Origin of the sequence: Carboxylicivirga sp. M1479 (assembly GCF_007097485.1) — a bacterium.
Lineage (GTDB): Bacteria > Bacteroidota > Bacteroidia > Bacteroidales > Marinilabiliaceae > Carboxylicivirga.
The window spans coordinates 198973-217347 of record NZ_VKDE01000016.1 but is presented as its reverse complement, the minus strand read 5'-3'; the positions used below and the strand labels follow the sequence as shown (position 1 = coordinate 217347).

Sequence of the window (18375 nt, the reverse complement as noted above, 5' to 3'; positions counted from 1 at the left end):
ACGGGCTTCAATTTAAAGAAAATGCTCAATAGAATTAAAGAGCAGATTCTTTTTACCCTTTTTCAAATGTTAAATGATTGGGAAGTACTTCTTTTGAAAATTGTAGCTCATCAAAATACAAGGGTTTTTAAGGTTTGACTCAATAATACTCTTTGAAATAGCCAATCCTAGTCCAGTACCATCTTTAATCTGATCTTCTACTTCAATTTTAACGAAACGATCAAATATGTGATCGAGATCGTTAGAATCAATACCAATACCCGTATCCTTAATTTGAAATAGAATTTGCTGATTAATTAATTGGTAATCTACTTCGATTACACCTTCATCTGTGTATTTAATGGCATTATTAATCAGATTGATAAGCACTTGTTTTAGCCGTGTTTCATCAGTTAAGATAATGAGTGATTCATCAATCGATTCCGAGGAATTAAAGACAATGCTAACCTTGTCTTTGTTTGTGATCTTATAAACCTGTTTTAGTTCATCCATTAAGGGCAATACACCTACTTGGCTAATTTTATATTTAAACTGACCCGATTCAATCATTGAAATATCCAGTACATTCTCTATGATATTAAGTAAGTAATGGCCATTTTGATTGATCGTTTCTAATAGGTGGTTCCTTTCTACCTTATTGCGATACATATCAGCTTGCACAATTTCTGAAAAACCCATAATAACATTAAGAGGTGTTCTTACCTCATGGCTCATGTTGGCCAGAAATTTGGTTTTTAACTCATTGGCTTTTTCCGACTCAATTTTAGCATTGTTTAGCTGAGTTATTTTATCACTAAGCTCTAATTCTAGTATTTGATGCCGTAATATATAATCAGAAAGAGCTTTCAAAATAACGGATAGTGGTAAGGATGTAACAGAACTAATTGCTATGGCATTAATAGCTAATGTAATCCAATCCATTGTTGTGTATTGGGTTATAAGCCAATCATTAAAAAGATTAAAATGTAAACCCAAAGCAATAAAAGTGGAGTATAAGGTATGAATAATCAATCCCCAAATAGCTCCTTTTAAACCTAGCAAAATAGACGTTAGAATTACAAAACCAATGTAGTAATTAAAACCTGCTCCTTTGGGACCTAGAATAATTATTAAGGTACTGCCTACCATCAGTGGTACAGCCAGAAGTAAATAGATTTTTATTTTCAGTTTAAAAGGATCGGCTAGCCACAAATAAACAAGCATACCATAAACAAAGGTGTCAATTATTGCCACAGAATACACCTCGTGAGTAAATGCCATATACATGCCAATGAGGTAACATGGTAAGCCAAGAACAGAAATAATTGTTACAATATTCCTATAAACTTTTTCTCGCCAATACTCAATACCATCTTGAAGTTGAAACTCACGAGCTTCAAAACTTTTCACAATCCAATTCTTCATCCCATTGCCAATACGATGAGCTTAATAAAAGGTTGCTTTGAAGTACATGTTTATTGGCATGAAGTTCCTTTTATTGAGTTTGTTAAGCAAATAAGCAGGAAGCTTTAACAAGGATATGCAAATAAAACTAAGAATAATCGTATTAATCTTAGAAACGCATTATTTTTGTAGAAATTTAAATGATCTATTTTGGACTTTTCGGACTTAAATATAAATACGGTTCTTCTTAACGCAATTGAAGACCTTGGTTTTATTGAAACTACGCCAATACAAGAGAAGGCATTCCCAGTCATCATGTCAGGGAAAGATGTTGTTGGTATTGCACAAACTGGTACTGGTAAAACATTGGCCTATGTACTTCCTATTTTGCGTCAACTCAAATTTTCGGAACAGCGTCACCCAAGAATATTAGTTCTAGTACCCACACGTGAGTTGGTGGAGCAGGTTGCAGGTGAGTTTAGAAAACTAACCGAATACATGAGCGTGAGAATTGGTGGTGTTTATGGCGGTACTAATATCAATACTCAGAAAGAACTGGTTTATGCTGGCTTAGATGTGTTAGTGGCAACCCCAGGTAGACTTATCGACCTTTGTTTAACCGGTGTTTTACGACTTAAAAATATTCAGAAGTTAGTTATTGATGAAGTTGATGAAATGCTTAACTTAGGTTTCAGAGCGCAATTGGAACAAATACAAGAGCTCTTGCCCGATAAGCGACAAAATCTGATGTTTTCAGCAACGGTAACCGAAGATGTTGAGAAATTAATCAACCAGTGGTTTTATAATCCAATTAGGGTAGAGGTAGCCGCAACAGGTACACCTTTGGAGAAGATATTTCAAACGGGATACATTGTTCCAAACTTTTACACGAAACGTAATTTACTGACTCACATGTTACAAAATGATGAGTCAATGAATAAAGTGCTGGTATTTGTTCAAAGTAAAAGTTTAGCTGACATTTTATTCGAAGAGTTAAATAAAGACTTTCCTGAGCAGATTGGGGCTATTCACTCCAATAAATCTCAGAACTTTCGTTTTCGAATGGTTGAAGAGTTTTTAGAAGGAAAAACAAAGGTGCTAATTGCCACAGACCTTATTGCCCGAGGTATGGATATTAGTAAAGTAAGTCATGTTATTAACTTTGACATGCCAGAAACAGCTGAATCGTATATTCATAGAATTGGTCGTACTGGTCGAGCTGATGCCGATGGTATGGCAATTGCTTTTGTTGGTGAGGCCGATGAAGATATATGGTCATCGATACAACGCTTGATGAAAAAAGATGTTGCACTGGAGCCAATGCCTGATGATATTCAAGTAAGCGAACGTTTATTGGAGTCTGAAAAGGAAGTGTTGGCTGGGATGAAGGTAATAAAAACACCAAAAATTAAAGTTGAAAAAGGTGCTGCTTTCCATGAGAAAAAAGATAAAAACAAGAAAAAGAATCAAGGTGGATCATACCGACGTACTTTAGCGGCTAAATACAAAAAACCAAAAACTAGGGGTCAGAAGAAAAGAAAGTAGCACTTAACTATTTATATAATAGTTTACTATAATGAAACTAGCTGTAAAAATTGCTTCACACACAGGAGTAAGATTAATTTTGGCGAGTTTCATCTGACAAATAGAAATTAATTTAAGCAGATGAAACGAGCCATGAGAACAGTTTCTCACACAGGAGCATGATTAATTTCGGCGAGTTCCATGTGGCAATAAAAAACAAAATATAACACATGAAAAACCACCTACTATTCTTGATTAACCCCTTTTCGGGCATTGGGAAACAACGCACTGTTGAAAAAGCCATCGAAGAGGTAATTGATCATGAAAAATACGTGGTTGAAATTGCATATACCGAGTATGCTGGTCATGCCCGTGAATTAGCGAAAGATGCTATTGGTAAATTTGATGTAGTTGTGGCTGTAGGGGGTGATGGTACCGTTAATGAAGTAGGTTCTTCGTTAGTAAATACCACAACTGCTTTGGCAATTATTCCAACAGGATCTGGCAACGGACTGGCTCGTTATCTAGATATTCCATTGAGAATTAATCGTGCTCTGCAGGTTATTAATCATATGGAAGTGAAAGACATTGATACCTTAAAAGTAAACGAGAATGTTTCTTTAAACGTTGCTGGTATAGGTTTTGATGGACACATCAGTCATAAATTTGCGAAGCTTAAAAATAGGGGACCAGCAGGTTATATGAAGCTGATTACAAAAGAGTATGCCAAATATAAATCATCTGTTTATCGCATTTCAATTGATGGTAAAACGTATGAGCTTCCTGCATTTATGATTACTTTTGCTAACTCCTCACAATGGGGTAATAATATTCACATTGCTCCCCAGGCTAAAATTGATGATGGTCTTATTGATGTCTGTATTATTAAAGAATTTCCTATTTATGATGGACCATCGTTGCTAATAAGTATTTTAGATCAAAGTATAGATCAACGGCGATATGATGTGGTTACGCAGGCCAAAAATATTCATATTCAGAGTGATTTGAAACTAGTAGCCCATCTTGATGGCGAGCCTTGTGAGTTGGGGCAAGAAGCCGAAATACAAATTCTACCTTTATCACTACGTGTGCTTGTTCCACCCAAGGATTTTCGTAAAAACCTGTTAGAGCCGCTGATGGAGTTGAAGGAGCTATTTCCTCCATTGCCCAAAGTTCCTGGTATTCCTAAAATTATTGGAGGAGAGAAACAGTAACCCGCATAGCAGATTATAGTCCCGTCGTTAACTTAATGCTTCATCTTGTATAAGTAATCATTCCCGTCGCAAAGGTGGGTTTTCCCGTTGGCATAACTGCTTCGCCCCATCATCATTAATTATACTCCCGTCGCTAAATTAGTTTTTCCCGTCGCCAAAGTAGTGCTTCCCGTCGCAAAGGTGCGTTTTCCCGTTGGTATAACTGCTTCGTCCAATAGTTATTAATTATGTTCCCGTCGCTATATCAGTTTTTCCCGTCAGAAAATAGCTCTTTCCTGTCGGAAAAGTAGCCAAATAAAAAGCCGTTCTGCAAATGCAAAACGGCTTTTATATATCAAATAACCTCGGTTATTTTTTCTTTCCTTTTTTACCTGCACCTGCTTGCTGACGTTGCATGTCTTCAAGACGTTGTTGGAATTTAGATTTTTTTGTTGGCTTCTTTTTATTAGCATTCAATTTAGCTAATAAGGATTCTTCATCTACAAAACGACGGATTAATAAGGTCTGTCCAATTGTGATAAGGGTTGAGATAAAGTAATAATAACTCAAACCAGAAGCATAGTTATTAAAGAAGAATAGGAACATAACTGGCATCATATACATCATGCCTTTCATACCTGGCATCTGCTGGGTACTTTGTGTCATATCCTGATTAATCTTTGTATATACAATGTTTGTAATAGCCATTAATAAACAGAACAAACTTACATGGTCGCCATAGAAAGGTATTTCAAATGGCAATTGGAAGATTGAATCATATGCTGATAAATCATCGGCCCATAAGAACGCCTCACCACGCAATTCAATAGAAGCTGGGAAGAATTGGAACATGGCAAACAATATTGGCATCTGCAACAACATTGGTAAGCAGCCACCCATAGGGTTTACACCAGCTTTGCGGTATAAAGCCATGGTTGCCTGTTGGCGTTCCATTGCTTTGTCCTTCGGTATTTTATTGTTAATCTCTTCAATCTGTGGCTTTAACACCTTCATCTTAGCGGTAGAAACATAAGACTTGTAGGTAAGAGGGAAGAGTAATAATTTAATAAGAATGGTAAGTAATAAAATTATTAAACCATAATTACTAATAAAACCTTCGAAGAAATGGAATACTTCAATTACACCTAAGTTAATGTAACGTAAAAATCCCCAACCTAAATAAACAAGCTCTCTTAATTGGTAAGCCTCATCGTATGGTTTTAGAGCTTTGAAATCATTAGGTCCGAAGTAGAAATGAAAGCCATGGTTATCATCACCAGTAAACGGAATGTTAACCTGTGCTTTGGCATTCATTATTAAACGTTCTGATTTTTCTTCTGGAGCTTCTGTAGAAACCTCACCGCTTAAGAAGTTATCTTTGGCGATGAATACCGATGAAAAGAACTGATCTTTAAATGCAACCCACTGAACTTTCGTATTTAAAATTTCAGAATCAGATTTCATTGCATCAATCTGATCCACATCTTCCTGAGCAAATTTGAAATACACACCTGCTCTCTGACGCTCAAAGTCTGGAGCCTTTTCTTTAGCATCCATGCGCATTTCCCATTCTAACGGCAAAGAACCTGTGTTAGTTGAGATAATGCTACCCATATTGCGGGTTATGATGTTAAAGTCAGCCATGAAGCTGTCATCGGGTAATGCATACGAGAATGTCATTTTACCCTCAGCAGCATTAATTACAAAATCGGCTTTATTTGATGAAGTAGAGGCTACATCAAAAAATAAATCATTTGTATGAAAATTGCGATTGTTATGACTAAAATAAAATCCAAACTTATTCTGGTCACCATCTTGTAATAATAATGGTTGACCATCATGTGTTTTGTAATCTTTCAGTTCAACAGAAAAGATGCGAGCACCTTTTGTTGAAATTTTCATCTTAATGACATTATTCTCAAGGGTTACAAAAGATTGTTCGCCCTCAGCTGCGTTGGCAAACAAACCATAACGATTTGTTTTTTCAAGCGCAATGGTAGCCGAATCTTTGGTAGCTTCTGTTTCAAGTGTATTCTGAGCTTGCACGGCCGCTGCCTTAGCCTCGGCCTCAATACGTATTTGTTCAACCATGGCGATTGAATCTCTACGATGCTGTTGTTGTGCTAACTGCTCTTCCGATGGTTTGTTAATCCACCAAAAGAAACCCAGGATAACTGTAATGAGTATAATTCCGGTTATCGAATTTTTATCCATTTTATTACTTTGTGTGTTAAGTTACTCGTTAATTGCGGCTTTTATAAAAGCCATAAAAATAGGATGTGGCTTTAATACCGTACTACTGTATTCTGGATGAAACTGTACACCAACAAACCATTTGTGTGCTGGAATTTCCATAATTTCTACCAGACCCGTTTCTGGATTGCATCCTGCTGCTTGCATACCTGCTTTAGCATAAGCATCAATGTATTCGTTATTGAATTCGTAACGGTGGCGATGACGCTCTTTTACATCAGGCTTGCCATAGGCATCAAATGACTTGGTTCCCTTCTTAAGGTTGCAGTCGTAAGCACCTAAACGCATGGTACCACCCATATCTGTCACATTTTTCTGATCTTCCATTAAATCAATAACAGCATCAGAAGTACGCTCATTCATTTCCCGTGAATTGGCCTCTTTTAAGTTCAATACATTGCGAGCGTATTCAATAACAGCGCATTGCATACCTAAACAAATACCTAAAAACGGAATATTGTTTTCTCTTACGTATTTTACAGCTGTTAGCTTGCCTTCAATGCCTCTGTGACCAAAACCTGGGGCAACCAAAACACCATTAAGGCCTTTTAGCTTATCGGCAATATTTTTATCCGTTAATTCTTCAGAATGAATTAACTCAATTTTTACTTTTCTGTCGTTATAAGTACCAGCGTGGTGTAAGGCTTCAATAATTGACTTGTAAGCATCAGCCAATTCTACATATTTACCAACCAAACCAATTTTCACTGTTTCTTTGGCACTGTGTAGTTTATTTAAGAATCCTTTCCAATCCTTTAAAGCTGGCTTTTCATCAATTGGTAAATCAACTTTTTTCAGTACGATTTCATCCAAACCTTCTTCCTGCATCTTAACAGGTACTTCATAGATAGTTTTTACATCAATTGATTGAATTACAGCTTTGCTATCTACATTACAGAAAAGAGCTACTTTTCTACGGATATCCTGCGACAACTCATGCTCTGTACGTAGCACCAAAACATCAGGTTGGATACCATTTTCCAATAGTTGTTTTACCGAGTGTTGAGTTGGTTTAGTTTTTAACTCACCTGAAGCGTTAAGGTAAGGCACTAAAGTTAAGTGAACTACTGCAGCGTGATTTCCTAACTCCCATTTTAACTGACGAACAGCTTCCACATAAGGCAGTGATTCAATATCACCAACAGTACCGCCAATCTCAGTAATCACAAAATCGTATTTGTGTTTACTACCTAATAACTTAATATTACGTTTTATTTCGTCGGTAATATGAGGGATAATCTGAACCGTTTTCCCCAAGTAGTCACCTTTACGCTCTTTGTTAATCACATTTTGGTAAATACGACCGGTTGTAACATTATTAGCTTGCGAAGTAGGTACATTTAGGAAACGTTCGTAGTGTCCTAAATCCAAATCTGTTTCAGCACCATCCTCTGTCACATAACATTCACCGTGTTCATAAGGGTTTAACGTTCCTGGGTCAACATTTAAATATGGATCGAGTTTTTGAATGGTAACTTTATATCCTCTTGCTTGTAATAATTTTGCTAATGAGGCAGATATAATTCCTTTTCCTAACGAGGAGGCAACACCTCCGGTTACAAATACATATCTTGTTTCCGGCACAACAATCTTTTTATAGGTTTTCAATTACTCTATTACGAGCGAAAATTACAAGCTACAAAGGTAGAAAAATACCTAAAATATCACTTATCTTCTATTTAAATTATAGGACGATCTTGTTAATTGTAATGAACGATTATTTTAGAATGTGAAAATTCCCTAAAACATCAATTAATCTCTTAGGGTGATAGTATTGCTATTGCAAAACATCTTACCTTTGTATTTGTTATTATTAATACTGATTTTGCTTTGAATCGTAAGATTTAGAGCAGGATGTTATTATTATTCAGATATAAATAGAAAGAATGAATCACATTGAGAAGTCTTTTCGTGAGCTGGTTGAATTAAAATATCAACTGTATAATAGCTTATTTCTCACTTTGCCGCTTCATGCGGTTCAACAAACAGGTTTATTATTGCCTTTGTTAAACGAGGCCTGTGTTAAAGGTTTGGATAATGGACAATCACCATCAACCATTATCAATAATTTCTTTAAGGAACACAAACCTGACTTAAGCGAAAGAGAACGTATATCTTTCCTTTTTAAAATCATTCAATACGTTGAACGTCAGATTGTATTGATTGATGCCTTGGAAGAGGCAGCTTATCCAAAAATACACCGTATTAACGATTCTGACTCTTGGGGTAGGATAAAGCAAAAGGTTGAAAATAAGGGGATAGAGGCTCAAATGGATGAGTTACTGGATACTTTTGGAATACGAGTTGTTTTAACAGCTCACCCAACACAATTTTATCCTGGTCGCGTTTTAGCTATTTCAACGGATTTAACCGAAGCCATTACAAATGACGAAGTGGGTAACGCTCGTGATTTGCTGCAGCAGTTGGGAAAAACTCCTTTCTACAGAAAGCAAAAGCCATCGGCGTACGATGAAGCAATGGCCCTAACATGGTATTTAGGAAACATATTTTATCCGGCTGTAGGAGATTTACTTGATCGTATTGACGAATTTTTCCCTGGTAAAATAAATCACAATAAGGAGTTGATAACAATGGGTTTCTGGCCAGGTGGCGACAGAGATGGTAATCCATTTGTAAAAGTTGATACAACCCTAAAAGTTGCACGTAAATTACGTTTTACCCTATCCACTTGTTATCATGCCGAGCTGAAAGCAATTAAACGTCGAATGAGTTTCGAAGGCGTTTATGACATCTTGAATGAATTGGATGAAATGTTTTCGGAGGAGCTAACCAATTCAAGCGGCTCAAAAAATGTGGATTTAAATTACTTGCTCACCCAACTAGATAAGGTTGAGAAGTTGCTTAAAGATGAACACCAAAGTTTGTTTATTGATAAAGTTAAATCATTCAAGCGCAAGATAAAGCAATTTGGGTTTTTCTTTGCCAGCATTGATATCAGACAAGATAGCCGAGTTATTGGACGTGCCTTTGATGAAGTAATGAAGGTTAATCCAGGTTTATTTCCTGAAAATCTGTGGTCTTTACCCGAAGAAGAGCAATTGAATATACTACTTAGGGTTAAAGGACGCATTGACACCAGTGTATTTGACGATGATTTGGTTCGTGACACACTGGAATCAATGAAAGCCATCAGAAGCATTCAGCAATTGAATGGCACCAGAGCGGCTCATCGTTATATAATAAGTAACTGTAGGGGTACCATTGATATTGCTAAAGTAGTTGCCTTAGCACGTCTTTGCAGTTGGGGCGATGAAGCTTTATCTTTAGATGTTGTTCCTCTGTTTGAAACAGTTGACGACCTAAAAGGAGCAGGGCAATCAATGAAGACGCTTTATGATCACCCAAAATACAAAACGCACTTAGCCAATCGTAATAATCGTCAGACGGTAATGTTAGGTTTCTCCGATGGAACTAAAGATGGTGGTTACCTTATGGCCAACTGGGGAATTTATCGTGCCAAAGAAGATATTTCGCTTATTTCTCGTGAGAGCGATGTGGAAGTGGTATTTTTTGATGGACGTGGTGGACCACCAGCTCGTGGAGGTGGTAATACACACTTGTTTTATTCCGCCTTGGGAAAAACCATTGATAGTCACCAGATACAATTGACCATTCAAGGCCAAACAATTAGTTCGCATTACGGAATTCAGGAAGCTGCCAAACATAATTTGGGTCATTTGTTAACGGCTGGATTTGAGAATAACTTATTTAACCGTACAGCATCAGATTTAAGTGATCATAACCGCGACTTGATTGAGCAAATGTCAGTGAGTGGATACGACAAATATGCTGCCCTAAAAGCGCATCCATTATTTATACCATTCCTGGAGGAAAGAAGTACCTTAAAGTATTATGGTCTGGCTAATATCGGTAGTCGTCCGTCGAAACGCGGGGCGAGTGAGAAACTAAAGCTGGATGATTTACGAGCGATACCATTTGTTGGTGCCTGGAGCCAGTTAAAACAAAATGTACCTGGTTTTTATGGACTTGGAACTGCCTTGAAAGAGCAGGAGGAAGCTGGCAAATTAGAGGATTGTAAAGAACTGTATAATAGTTCCATTTTCTTCAAGGCACTTATATCCAACAGTATGCAAAGTATGAGTAAGACGAATTTTGCCCTTACTAAATACATGGAGGATGATGAGAAATTTGGAGACTTCTGGAAGATAATTTACAACGAGTACTTATTGACCAAGGAAATGGTACTAAAAGTTTCGGGCGATAAGGAGTTGTTACAAGATAATGCACGAAGTAAAAATAGTATTCGATTAAGAGAAGGTGTTGTATTGCCACTTTTGGCCATCCAGCAATACGCTTTAATTGAAATACAAAAGTTACAGGATAAACCTAATGATGAGCACTTAGCCTTATATGAGCGAATGGTCATGCGTTCGCTATTTGGCAATATTAATGCAAGTCGTAATTCTGTTTGATAAAACAAATTATTTTAAAAAAAAAGCAGCGTATGATTGTTTGATGACATCATACGCTGCTTTTTCTTTTTTATAGTTGCCCTTGTGTTTCGTAGTGAGTTTTAACGAAACATTGAGATGACGATATTAGTTTTTCTTCTCTAATTCATTTAAATGTTCCATTTTCTTCATGGATAAGAAGCTTTGAATGCCTCCTAAGTGCTCTTTCACACGTTTATTACCAAATTCGTAAACCTTATCAACTAAGCCATCTAAGAAATCACGATCGTGTGAAACCAAAATTAAGGTGCCGTCAAATGCTTTTAAGGCATCTTTCAATACATCCTTAGTTTTCATGTCCAGGTGGTTAGTTGGCTCATCTAAAATAAGCAGGTTAACTGGCTCAAGCAATAGTTTAATCATCGCTAAACGTGTTTTTTCACCGCCCGATAGTACTTTTACTTTCTTATCAATATCCTCTCCACCAAACATAAAGGCTCCTAGCATGTCTTTTATCTTGGTTCTGATGTCTCCAACTGCTACATCATCAATGGTCTGAAATACGGTTAATTCCTCTTCCAGTAATGATGCTTGATTTTGAGCAAAATACCCAATCATGGTGTTGTGCCCCAGTTGAAGTTCGCCTTTATAGTCAATCTCGCTCATAATGGCTTTTACCAATGTTGACTTTCCCTCTCCATTGCGGCCGACAAAAGCAATTTTCTCACCGCGTTCTATCGTTAATGATGCATCGGCAAATACCAAATGCTCATCGTAGTATTTTGTTACCTCAGTAGCAATTAAAGGGTAAGAGCCTGAGCGTGGTGCAGGTGGAAATTTTAAACGTAAGGATGAACGATCTTCTTCATCAACTTCTACACGATCAAGCTTTTCCAACATTTTAACGCGGCTTTGTACCTGTAATGTTTTAGAGTATGTTCCTTTAAAGCGTTCAATAAAGGCCTCGTTATCAGTAATCATTTTTTGCTGTTCTTCAAAGGCTTTTAGTTGGTGCTCGCGTCGTTCCTGGCGCAGTACCAAATATTTTGAATAATTAACCTTGTAATCGTAAATGCGCCCCATGGTAACTTCAACGGTACGCGTAGTAATACTATCTACAAATGCTCTGTCGTGGGAGATAACAATTACGGCCTTACCACAATTGCTTAAGAATTCTTCCAACCACTGTATTGATTCAATATCCAAGTGATTGGTTGGCTCATCCAGTAGAATCAGATCAGGTTTTTGTAATAGTATTTTAGCTAATTCAATGCGCATGCGCCATCCACCTGAGAATTCACTGGTTGGTCGGTGCAAATCATCACGTAAAAAACCAAGCCCCAATAGAATTTTTTCTACTTCGGCATCAAAATTAGTTTCTTCAATGGAATAGAACTTTTCACTTAACGATGATACCTTTTCAATCAATTCGTAATACTCAGAAGACTCATAGTCAGTCCGTATTTCCAATTGCTTATTGATTTCGGCAATTTCTTGTTCCATGGCAAAGATATGCGCAAAAGCTTGCGATGCCTCCTCAAAAACAGTGCGTTTATCTTCTGTCATTAGGTGCTGGGGCAAATAAGCCACTGCTTTATCTTTGGGTACCGATACATGGCCTTTGTTGGCTTCGCGCACGCCGGCAAGTATTTTTAAAAGCGTTGATTTTCCCGCGCCGTTTTTCCCCATGAGGGCAATACGGTCTTTTTCGTTAATAACAAACGAAATATTCTTAAACAAGGTCGTAGCTCCAAACTCTACCGTTAATCCATCTACCGAAATCATAATAAAAAATTTAGCGCCGCAAAGATAAAAAGATCACTCGAAGCCTAAAGCAAAATGCTGTAAGATTAAGCTACTCTCATCATATCCGAATAAAATATTATTGTATTTTTGTTTGTTAACCTTACAAAAGTGCAGAGCAATGCCGAATATCGGGAAAGAGATAGAACAATTACGAGAGCAACTTCATCACCATAATCATCAGTATTACGTACTGAATGAACCACTTATATCAGATTTTGATTTTGACCAGTTGATGCACCAATTAACTGAATTGGAGAAGCAATATCCAGAGTTTAACGATTCTAACAGTCCTACTCAGCGTGTAGGCAGTGATTTAAACAAAGATTTTGAACAGGTCAAACATGTTAATCCGATGCTTTCGTTGGGTAATACCTATAACGAAGAGGAAATAAGCGATTTTTATGCCAGGGTAAGTAAGCAATTGATGGAAGCTCCATTTGAAATTGTTTGTGAGCTGAAGTATGATGGAACGGCCATTGGTCTTACCTATGAAAATGGAAAACTAGTTCGTGGCGTTACACGTGGCGATGGTGTTCAAGGAGATGATGTGACAGCTAATGTGAAAACAATTAAAAGCATTCCATTACAACTCAAAGGAGATTACCCCGAAAAATTTGAAATACGGGGTGAAATATTCTTACCACATAAAGGTTTTAATCGCCTGAACGAAACAAGGGTGGAATCAGGAGAAGCGCCTTTTGCCAATCCGCGTAATGCTGCTTCAGGTTCCCTTAAAATGCAAAACAGTGCTCAAGTGGCAAAACGACCTTTGGATTGCTTTCTGTACTATATGTTGGGTGAAAACCTACCTAGCAATCTGCATTCAGAAAACTTGGAGCTAGCGCGTCAATGGGGTTTTAAAATTCCATCACACATCAAAGACTGTAAGAGCATTGCTGAAGTTATTGAGTTTATTCAATATTGGGATGAGGAACGACATAATTTACCCTACGACATTGATGGTATTGTACTTAAAGTAAATAGCCTTGACCAACAACGTAGCCTTGGTTTTACAGCCAAATCGCCACGTTGGGCCATCTCATATAAGTTTAAGGCCGAGCAGGGCTATACAAAACTAAAATCGGTTACTTTTCAGGTAGGTCGAACAGGGGCGGTTACCCCAGTAGCCAATTTGGAGCCTGTTTTTTTGGCAGGTACAACTGTTCAGCGAGCGTCATTACACAATGCCGATATTATTGGCTCGCTTGACTTGCACGAGAATGATATGGTGTATGTTGAAAAAGGAGGTGAAATAATTCCTAAGATTGTTGGGGTCGATGATAGTGTCAGAGACAGTTCTGCCGCAAAGATTGAATTTATTGAAAGCTGTCCAGAATGTGATACGGCCTTGATTCGTATTGAGGGAGAGGCAGCGCATTATTGCCCCAACACCGACGCATGCCCACCTCAGGTTAAAGGACGTATTGAGCATTTTATTGCTCGTAAAGCCATGAACATTGATGGACTTGGGATAGAAACCATTGATCTTTTATATAAGAGTGGATTTGTGAAAAATGTTGCTGATTTATATGAGTTACATCCAATGCAACTGACAAGCTTAGAGCGCATGGGTGAGAAATCAGCAAACAATATTTTAAGCGGTTTAGAAGAATCGAAACAAGTTGTGTTTGCACGTGTCCTATTCGCATTGGGCATCCGTTATGTGGGCGAAACGGTAGCTAAAAAGCTATGTTCCGCCTTTAAAAACATAGATGCATTAATGGGAGCGAGCTTGGAGCAGCTAATAGATGTTGATGAAATAGGACCCCAGATTGCACAAAGTGTTCTGGAATATTTTAGCAATGATCAAAATCGACTATTACTTAATCGATTAAAAGATTTAGGTTTACAGTTTGAATTGTCTGAAGAGGAACAATCACAACATTCGAATAAGCTTGAGGGTTTATCTTTTGTTGTCAGTGGTAGTTTTGCCAGTTTTTCAAGGGATGAGCTGAAAGGTTTAATCGAAAAGAATGGTGGCAAAAACCTGAGCGGAGTTTCATCTAAAACCAATTACTTGGTTGCAGGTGATAAAATTGGCCCTAGTAAATTGGCCAAGGCTGAAAAGTTAAAGGTAGCCATAATATCTGAAGACGATTTTAAACAAATGATTGATAATTAATTCAATAACGCAATTTGATAGTTATATTAAATGAGCAACTTCATTGATAGTATTAGAGAAAGAATAGCCACTTATAAACTGAATAAGCAGCTTAAAAATTCGCCTCGCACAAAATATTTGCATAACCTTAATACTGCTAAAACTGCTGGTATATTATACGATGCCACAATAGAGGAGAACCATTTGCTTGTAAAAGATTTGATTAAGGAATTAAAAACTGAATCGATTAGTTCAAAGGCACTCGGTTTTATCGATGTACGAAAGCGAGAAGACAATTACATTGGCGATAAAACCTACAGTTTTGCTTGTCGAAAAGACTTCAGCTTTTTCTATGCCATAAATAAGGAGTCGATCCAAGCTTTTGTAAACAAGCCGTTTAGTATATTAATTGTGTTGGTTAATGAGCAACCTTTTGCCATTGATTATTTAGGTCAATTATCTCAGGCTGAGTTTAAAGTAGGTAAAGCTGGGCTTGATAACGATTTGTATGACTTGATGATTGAACTGAAAGAAAAGGATGGCATTAAAGAGCTAAAAAAACAGATCATGCATTACCTTAGGCTTTTAAATAACAATTAAACGATAACCATGATATCTCCCCAGCAAATAAGCGGAACAGGTGTGGCATTGGTAACACCATTTAGTGAGCATAACGAAGTTGACCGTGAGGCACTGGTTAATCTGGTTAATTTTGTTATCGATGGTGAAGTTGATTTTTTAGTTGTGCTTGGTACAACCGCTGAAACAGCAACTTTAAGTGACAAGGAAAAGCTAATTGTTTTACATACGGTAAAAGAAGCCAATAAAGGTCGCCTACCTATTATTTTAGGAATGGGCAGTAATGATACCTTGCAACTAGTTGATACCATCAACAAAACTGATTTTGATGGTGTCAATGGTTTGTTATCGGTAACGCCTTTTTACAACAAACCAACGCAAGAGGGTTTATACCAACATTATAAAGCAATAGCTGAGGTGTCGCCTGTGCCCATTATTTTGTACAATGTGCCTTCGCGAACAGGTTGTAATTTAGCCGCTAATACCACCTTACGCTTGGCTCGTGATTATGAAAATATAGTAGCAGTAAAAGAGGCATCGGGTAATTTTGAGCAGATAATGGACATTATCAAAAATAAACCCTCTGAGTTTATGGTATTATCAGGCGATGATGCGACAACTCTACCCATTATATCCATTGGCGGGAGTGGGGTTATTTCTGTTATTGCCAATGCTTTTCCAAGGGAGTTTAGCTCAATGGTTAAAGCTGCAAGTGTCAATGATTATGAAAATGCACGACAATGGCATTACCAATTAACTGATATTACCAAATCGATTTTTAAAGAGGGGAACCCTGGTGGCATTAAGGCACTATTACACATGCGTCATCTTATTGACAATCAATTGCGATTGCCTTTATTACCAGTATCGAATGTTTTATATGATGAATTAAAGTCCCAGTTTAATAGTATCTAAAGGTATTTTTGGAATGCTTTTTGATAAATGAAACCGAGGATTACAATAAGAATATCCATTAATCTAAACTTATTACTTATGAAACGAAATTTTATATTCGTCTTAGCATTGAGCTTAACTTTAGGCTTACTCTCAGGATGTGCAACACGTAAAGTAGAGCGCGTTGATACAACAGAATCAATAGATTTGAGTGGTCGTTGGAATGATACTGATTCACGCTTGGTAGCCGAAGAGATGGTTAATCAGGTGCTAGGAGGTGCTTGGATCGATAACCACCAGAAAGAAAGCGACGGTAAAAAACCAGTTGTAGTCGTTGGCTTAGTATATAATAAGTCGCATGAACATATTAATGCTGAGACATTTGTAAAAGATGTGGAACGTGCATTTATCAATAGTGGCCGCGTGCGTTTAGTACAGGCAGGCGATAAGCGTGAGGAATTACGTCGTGAAAGAGCATCACAGCAAGAACTTGCAAGTATGGAAACAGCTAAATCATGGGGTAAAGAGCTTGGAGCTGACTTTATGTTGAACGGAGATATCAACTCAATTGTAGACACTTACAAAAAAGAGCGTGTTAATTTCTACAAAATTAATATGGAGTTATCGAATCTTGAATCCAATGAAATTGTTTGGATTGGAGATAAAGAAATTAAGAAATACATCAATAAATAAGACTTAATTAAGCAGCGATATCGAGTATCGCTGCTTATTATTTTAATGATTTTCGTGCCTTAGCCCCTTATACCTATGAAACTTAAAATATTCGCTCTTTTTTTTACCATATTGTTAGTGGGATGTGCAACCTACTACGAAAAGACTATTAAACTCCAAAGTTTAATTGCCTCTGGTCAGTTTGAAGCTGCTGAGAAAGAACTAGCAAAGGATACCAAAGGAGAAGAGGGCAAAAATCGTTATTTATATTTCTGTAATCGCGGAGTTGTAAGTTTTATGAACGGACAATACGAAATGAGTAACGAGTATTTTAACAAGGCAGACTATTACGTTGAGGACTTTAGTAAATCATTGGGCAACGAGGCCTTGGCTTTAGTTACTAACCCCATGGTAAAGCCCTACCGACCAGAGGATTTTGAGGCTGTTCTAGTCCACTTTTATAAGGCTTTAAATTATATTTATCTAAAAGATTACGAGGGTGCTTTGGTAGAGTGCAGGCGCGTTAATATCGTTCTGCAGAAACTAAACGAGCGTTACAAAAAGAATAAAAACAAGTATACCCGTGATGCCTTTGCCCACTGTATGATGGGTTTAGTATACGAAGCTGCTGGTAATACCAACGATGCATTTATTGCTTATCGAAATGCTTTAGAAATATACGAAGAAGACTACAAAGAACTTTTCGGATTGGATGTGCCAGATCAACTTAAACAAGATTTATTACGAACGGCTCACTCTTTAGGTTTTGGATCGGAATTAGAGTTTTTTGAGAATAAATTTGGCTTGAATTACGAGCCCGAAGAAGCTGATAAGGGACATTTGGTTTTTTTCTGGTTAAATGGTTTTGGTCCAGTTAAGGATGAGTGGAGCATTAATTTTACCAATACTGGTTATAATGATGGATGGGTTACCCTGGCAAATGATGAACATGGTTTAAGCTTTCCAATTTATATAGGTAACAAATCGCGAAATGATCAGGCAGCTTTTAAAAATTTATCCTTTTTAAGAGTAGCATTTCCAAAGTATCGCGAGCGGAAACCAATATTTAGTCAGGCAGCTATTTCGGCCAACGGACAAGAGTTTCCATTGCAGTTGGGAGAGGATATTAATGCGGTGGCTTACCAGTGTTTAAATGATCGTATGTTGCGCGAAATGGCCTCAGGAATTGCCCGTTTAGCTACTAAAAAAGCTTTGGAGGAAGTAGCTCGTAACGAAAATGAAAACCTGGGAGCAATTGTTAGCATTGTTAATGCCATGACTGAAAAAGCCGATACGCGTAACTGGCAATCACTACCTTATAGTATCTCATATTGCAGGGTACCACTAGATGAGGGCATGAATAGTGTTCAGCTGAAAACAAGTGGTAAAATGAATAATTCGGTTCCTTTTAATTTTAATATTAAAAAGAATCAAACCACCTTTTTTGCCTTTCACAACCTGGAAAGTTACGAGTAATACCGTTTACGAATCAAAATGCGTCTTTGGGCATTTCATTTCAAAAATTATGTTGATTAGG

At 37.3% G+C, this 18375-nt stretch carries 12 protein-coding genes; 8 read left to right on the top strand and 4 right to left on the bottom strand.

The window, feature by feature from the left end; genetic code table 11:
* Positions 1 to 69 precede the first annotated feature (69 nt).
* Complete coding sequence (locus FNN09_RS11545) at positions 70 to 1404, bottom strand: sensor histidine kinase KdpD (protein ID WP_143302511.1); 1335 nt, start codon at positions 1402 to 1404, stop codon at positions 70 to 72.
* A 189-nt stretch (positions 1405 to 1593) separates the two neighbouring features.
* Between FNN09_RS11545 and FNN09_RS11540 the strand changes: the two genes are divergently transcribed.
* On the top strand, positions 1594 to 2928 hold the full coding sequence (locus FNN09_RS11540) for a DEAD/DEAH box helicase (protein WP_143302510.1): 1335 nt from the start codon (positions 1594 to 1596) through the stop codon (positions 2926 to 2928).
* 209 nt (positions 2929 to 3137) lie between these two features.
* A complete protein-coding gene (locus tag FNN09_RS11535; RefSeq protein WP_143302509.1) occupies positions 3138 to 4121 on the top strand; it encodes a diacylglycerol kinase family protein in 984 nt (327 codons plus the stop codon).
* 348 nt (positions 4122 to 4469) lie between these two features.
* On the opposite strand, the gene yidC is transcribed toward FNN09_RS11535, so the two are convergent.
* Together yidC and FNN09_RS11525 are read right to left on the bottom strand one after the other, a co-directional pair.
* Positions 4470 to 6314 carry a membrane protein insertase YidC gene (yidC, locus tag FNN09_RS11530; RefSeq protein WP_143302508.1) on the bottom strand — a complete coding sequence of 615 codons (1845 nt, stop codon included), beginning with the start codon at positions 6312 to 6314 and terminating at the stop codon, positions 4470 to 4472.
* Positions 6315 to 6335: 21 nt separating this feature from the next.
* Positions 6336 to 7937 carry a CTP synthase gene (locus FNN09_RS11525; RefSeq protein WP_143302507.1) on the bottom strand — a complete coding sequence of 534 codons (1602 nt, stop codon included), beginning with the start codon at positions 7935 to 7937 and terminating at the stop codon, positions 6336 to 6338.
* 302 nt (positions 7938 to 8239) lie between these two features.
* Between FNN09_RS11525 and FNN09_RS11520 the strand changes: the two genes are divergently transcribed.
* Positions 8240 to 10807, top strand: a complete 2568-nt coding sequence (locus FNN09_RS11520; protein ID WP_143302506.1) for a phosphoenolpyruvate carboxylase — start codon at positions 8240 to 8242, stop codon at positions 10805 to 10807.
* Between the two features lie 126 nt (positions 10808 to 10933).
* Here FNN09_RS11520 and FNN09_RS11515 read toward each other — a convergent pair whose 3' ends face one another.
* The gene (locus FNN09_RS11515; RefSeq protein WP_143302505.1) at positions 10934 to 12571 is read right to left on the bottom strand and encodes an ABC-F family ATP-binding cassette domain-containing protein; all 1638 of its coding nucleotides are present in this window, start codon (positions 12569 to 12571) and stop codon (positions 10934 to 10936) included.
* Between the two features lie 139 nt (positions 12572 to 12710).
* On the opposite strand from FNN09_RS11515, the gene ligA reads away from it, so the two are divergent.
* From ligA to FNN09_RS11490, 5 genes are all read left to right on the top strand, one after another.
* Entirely contained in the window at positions 12711 to 14714 is a 2004-nt protein-coding gene (ligA, locus tag FNN09_RS11510; protein WP_143302504.1) for an NAD-dependent DNA ligase LigA, read from the top strand.
* A gap of 30 nt (positions 14715 to 14744) precedes the next feature.
* Entirely contained in the window at positions 14745 to 15293 is a 549-nt protein-coding gene (locus tag FNN09_RS11505; protein WP_143302503.1) for a hypothetical protein, read from the top strand.
* A gap of 9 nt (positions 15294 to 15302) precedes the next feature.
* Complete coding sequence (gene dapA / locus FNN09_RS11500; protein WP_221932484.1) at positions 15303 to 16187, top strand: 4-hydroxy-tetrahydrodipicolinate synthase; 885 nt, start codon at positions 15303 to 15305, stop codon at positions 16185 to 16187.
* Positions 16188 to 16265: 78 nt separating this feature from the next.
* Positions 16266 to 16859, top strand: a complete 594-nt coding sequence (locus tag FNN09_RS11495; protein WP_143302502.1) for a penicillin-binding protein activator LpoB — start codon at positions 16266 to 16268, stop codon at positions 16857 to 16859.
* A gap of 75 nt (positions 16860 to 16934) precedes the next feature.
* A complete protein-coding gene (locus tag FNN09_RS11490; protein ID WP_143302501.1) occupies positions 16935 to 18314 on the top strand; it encodes a COG3014 family protein in 1380 nt (459 codons plus the stop codon).
* Positions 18315 to 18375: the final 61 nt, after the last annotated feature.

Bases quoted from the DNA above. Each gene is read 5' to 3' on its own strand.
- FNN09_RS11545 (WP_143302511.1), bottom strand. From the start codon at position 1,404: ATGAAGAATTGGATTGTGAAAAGTTTTGAAGCTCGTGAGTTTCAACTT.
- FNN09_RS11535 (WP_143302509.1), top strand. From the start codon at position 3,138: ATGAAAAACCACCTACTATTCTTGATTAACCCCTTTTCGGGCATTGGG.
- yidC (WP_143302508.1), bottom strand. From the start codon at position 6,314: ATGGATAAAAATTCGATAACCGGAATTATACTCATTACAGTTATCCTG.
- FNN09_RS11520 (WP_143302506.1), top strand. From the start codon at position 8,240: ATGAATCACATTGAGAAGTCTTTTCGTGAGCTGGTTGAATTAAAATAT.
- FNN09_RS11515 (WP_143302505.1), bottom strand. From the start codon at position 12,571: ATGATTTCGGTAGATGGATTAACGGTAGAGTTTGGAGCTACGACCTTG.
- ligA (WP_143302504.1), top strand. From the start codon at position 12,711: ATGCCGAATATCGGGAAAGAGATAGAACAATTACGAGAGCAACTTCAT.
- FNN09_RS11505 (WP_143302503.1), top strand. From the start codon at position 14,745: ATGAGCAACTTCATTGATAGTATTAGAGAAAGAATAGCCACTTATAAA.
- dapA (WP_221932484.1), top strand. From the start codon at position 15,303: ATGATATCTCCCCAGCAAATAAGCGGAACAGGTGTGGCATTGGTAACA.
- FNN09_RS11495 (WP_143302502.1), top strand. From the start codon at position 16,266: ATGAAACGAAATTTTATATTCGTCTTAGCATTGAGCTTAACTTTAGGC.
- FNN09_RS11490 (WP_143302501.1), top strand. From the start codon at position 16,935: ATGAAACTTAAAATATTCGCTCTTTTTTTTACCATATTGTTAGTGGGA.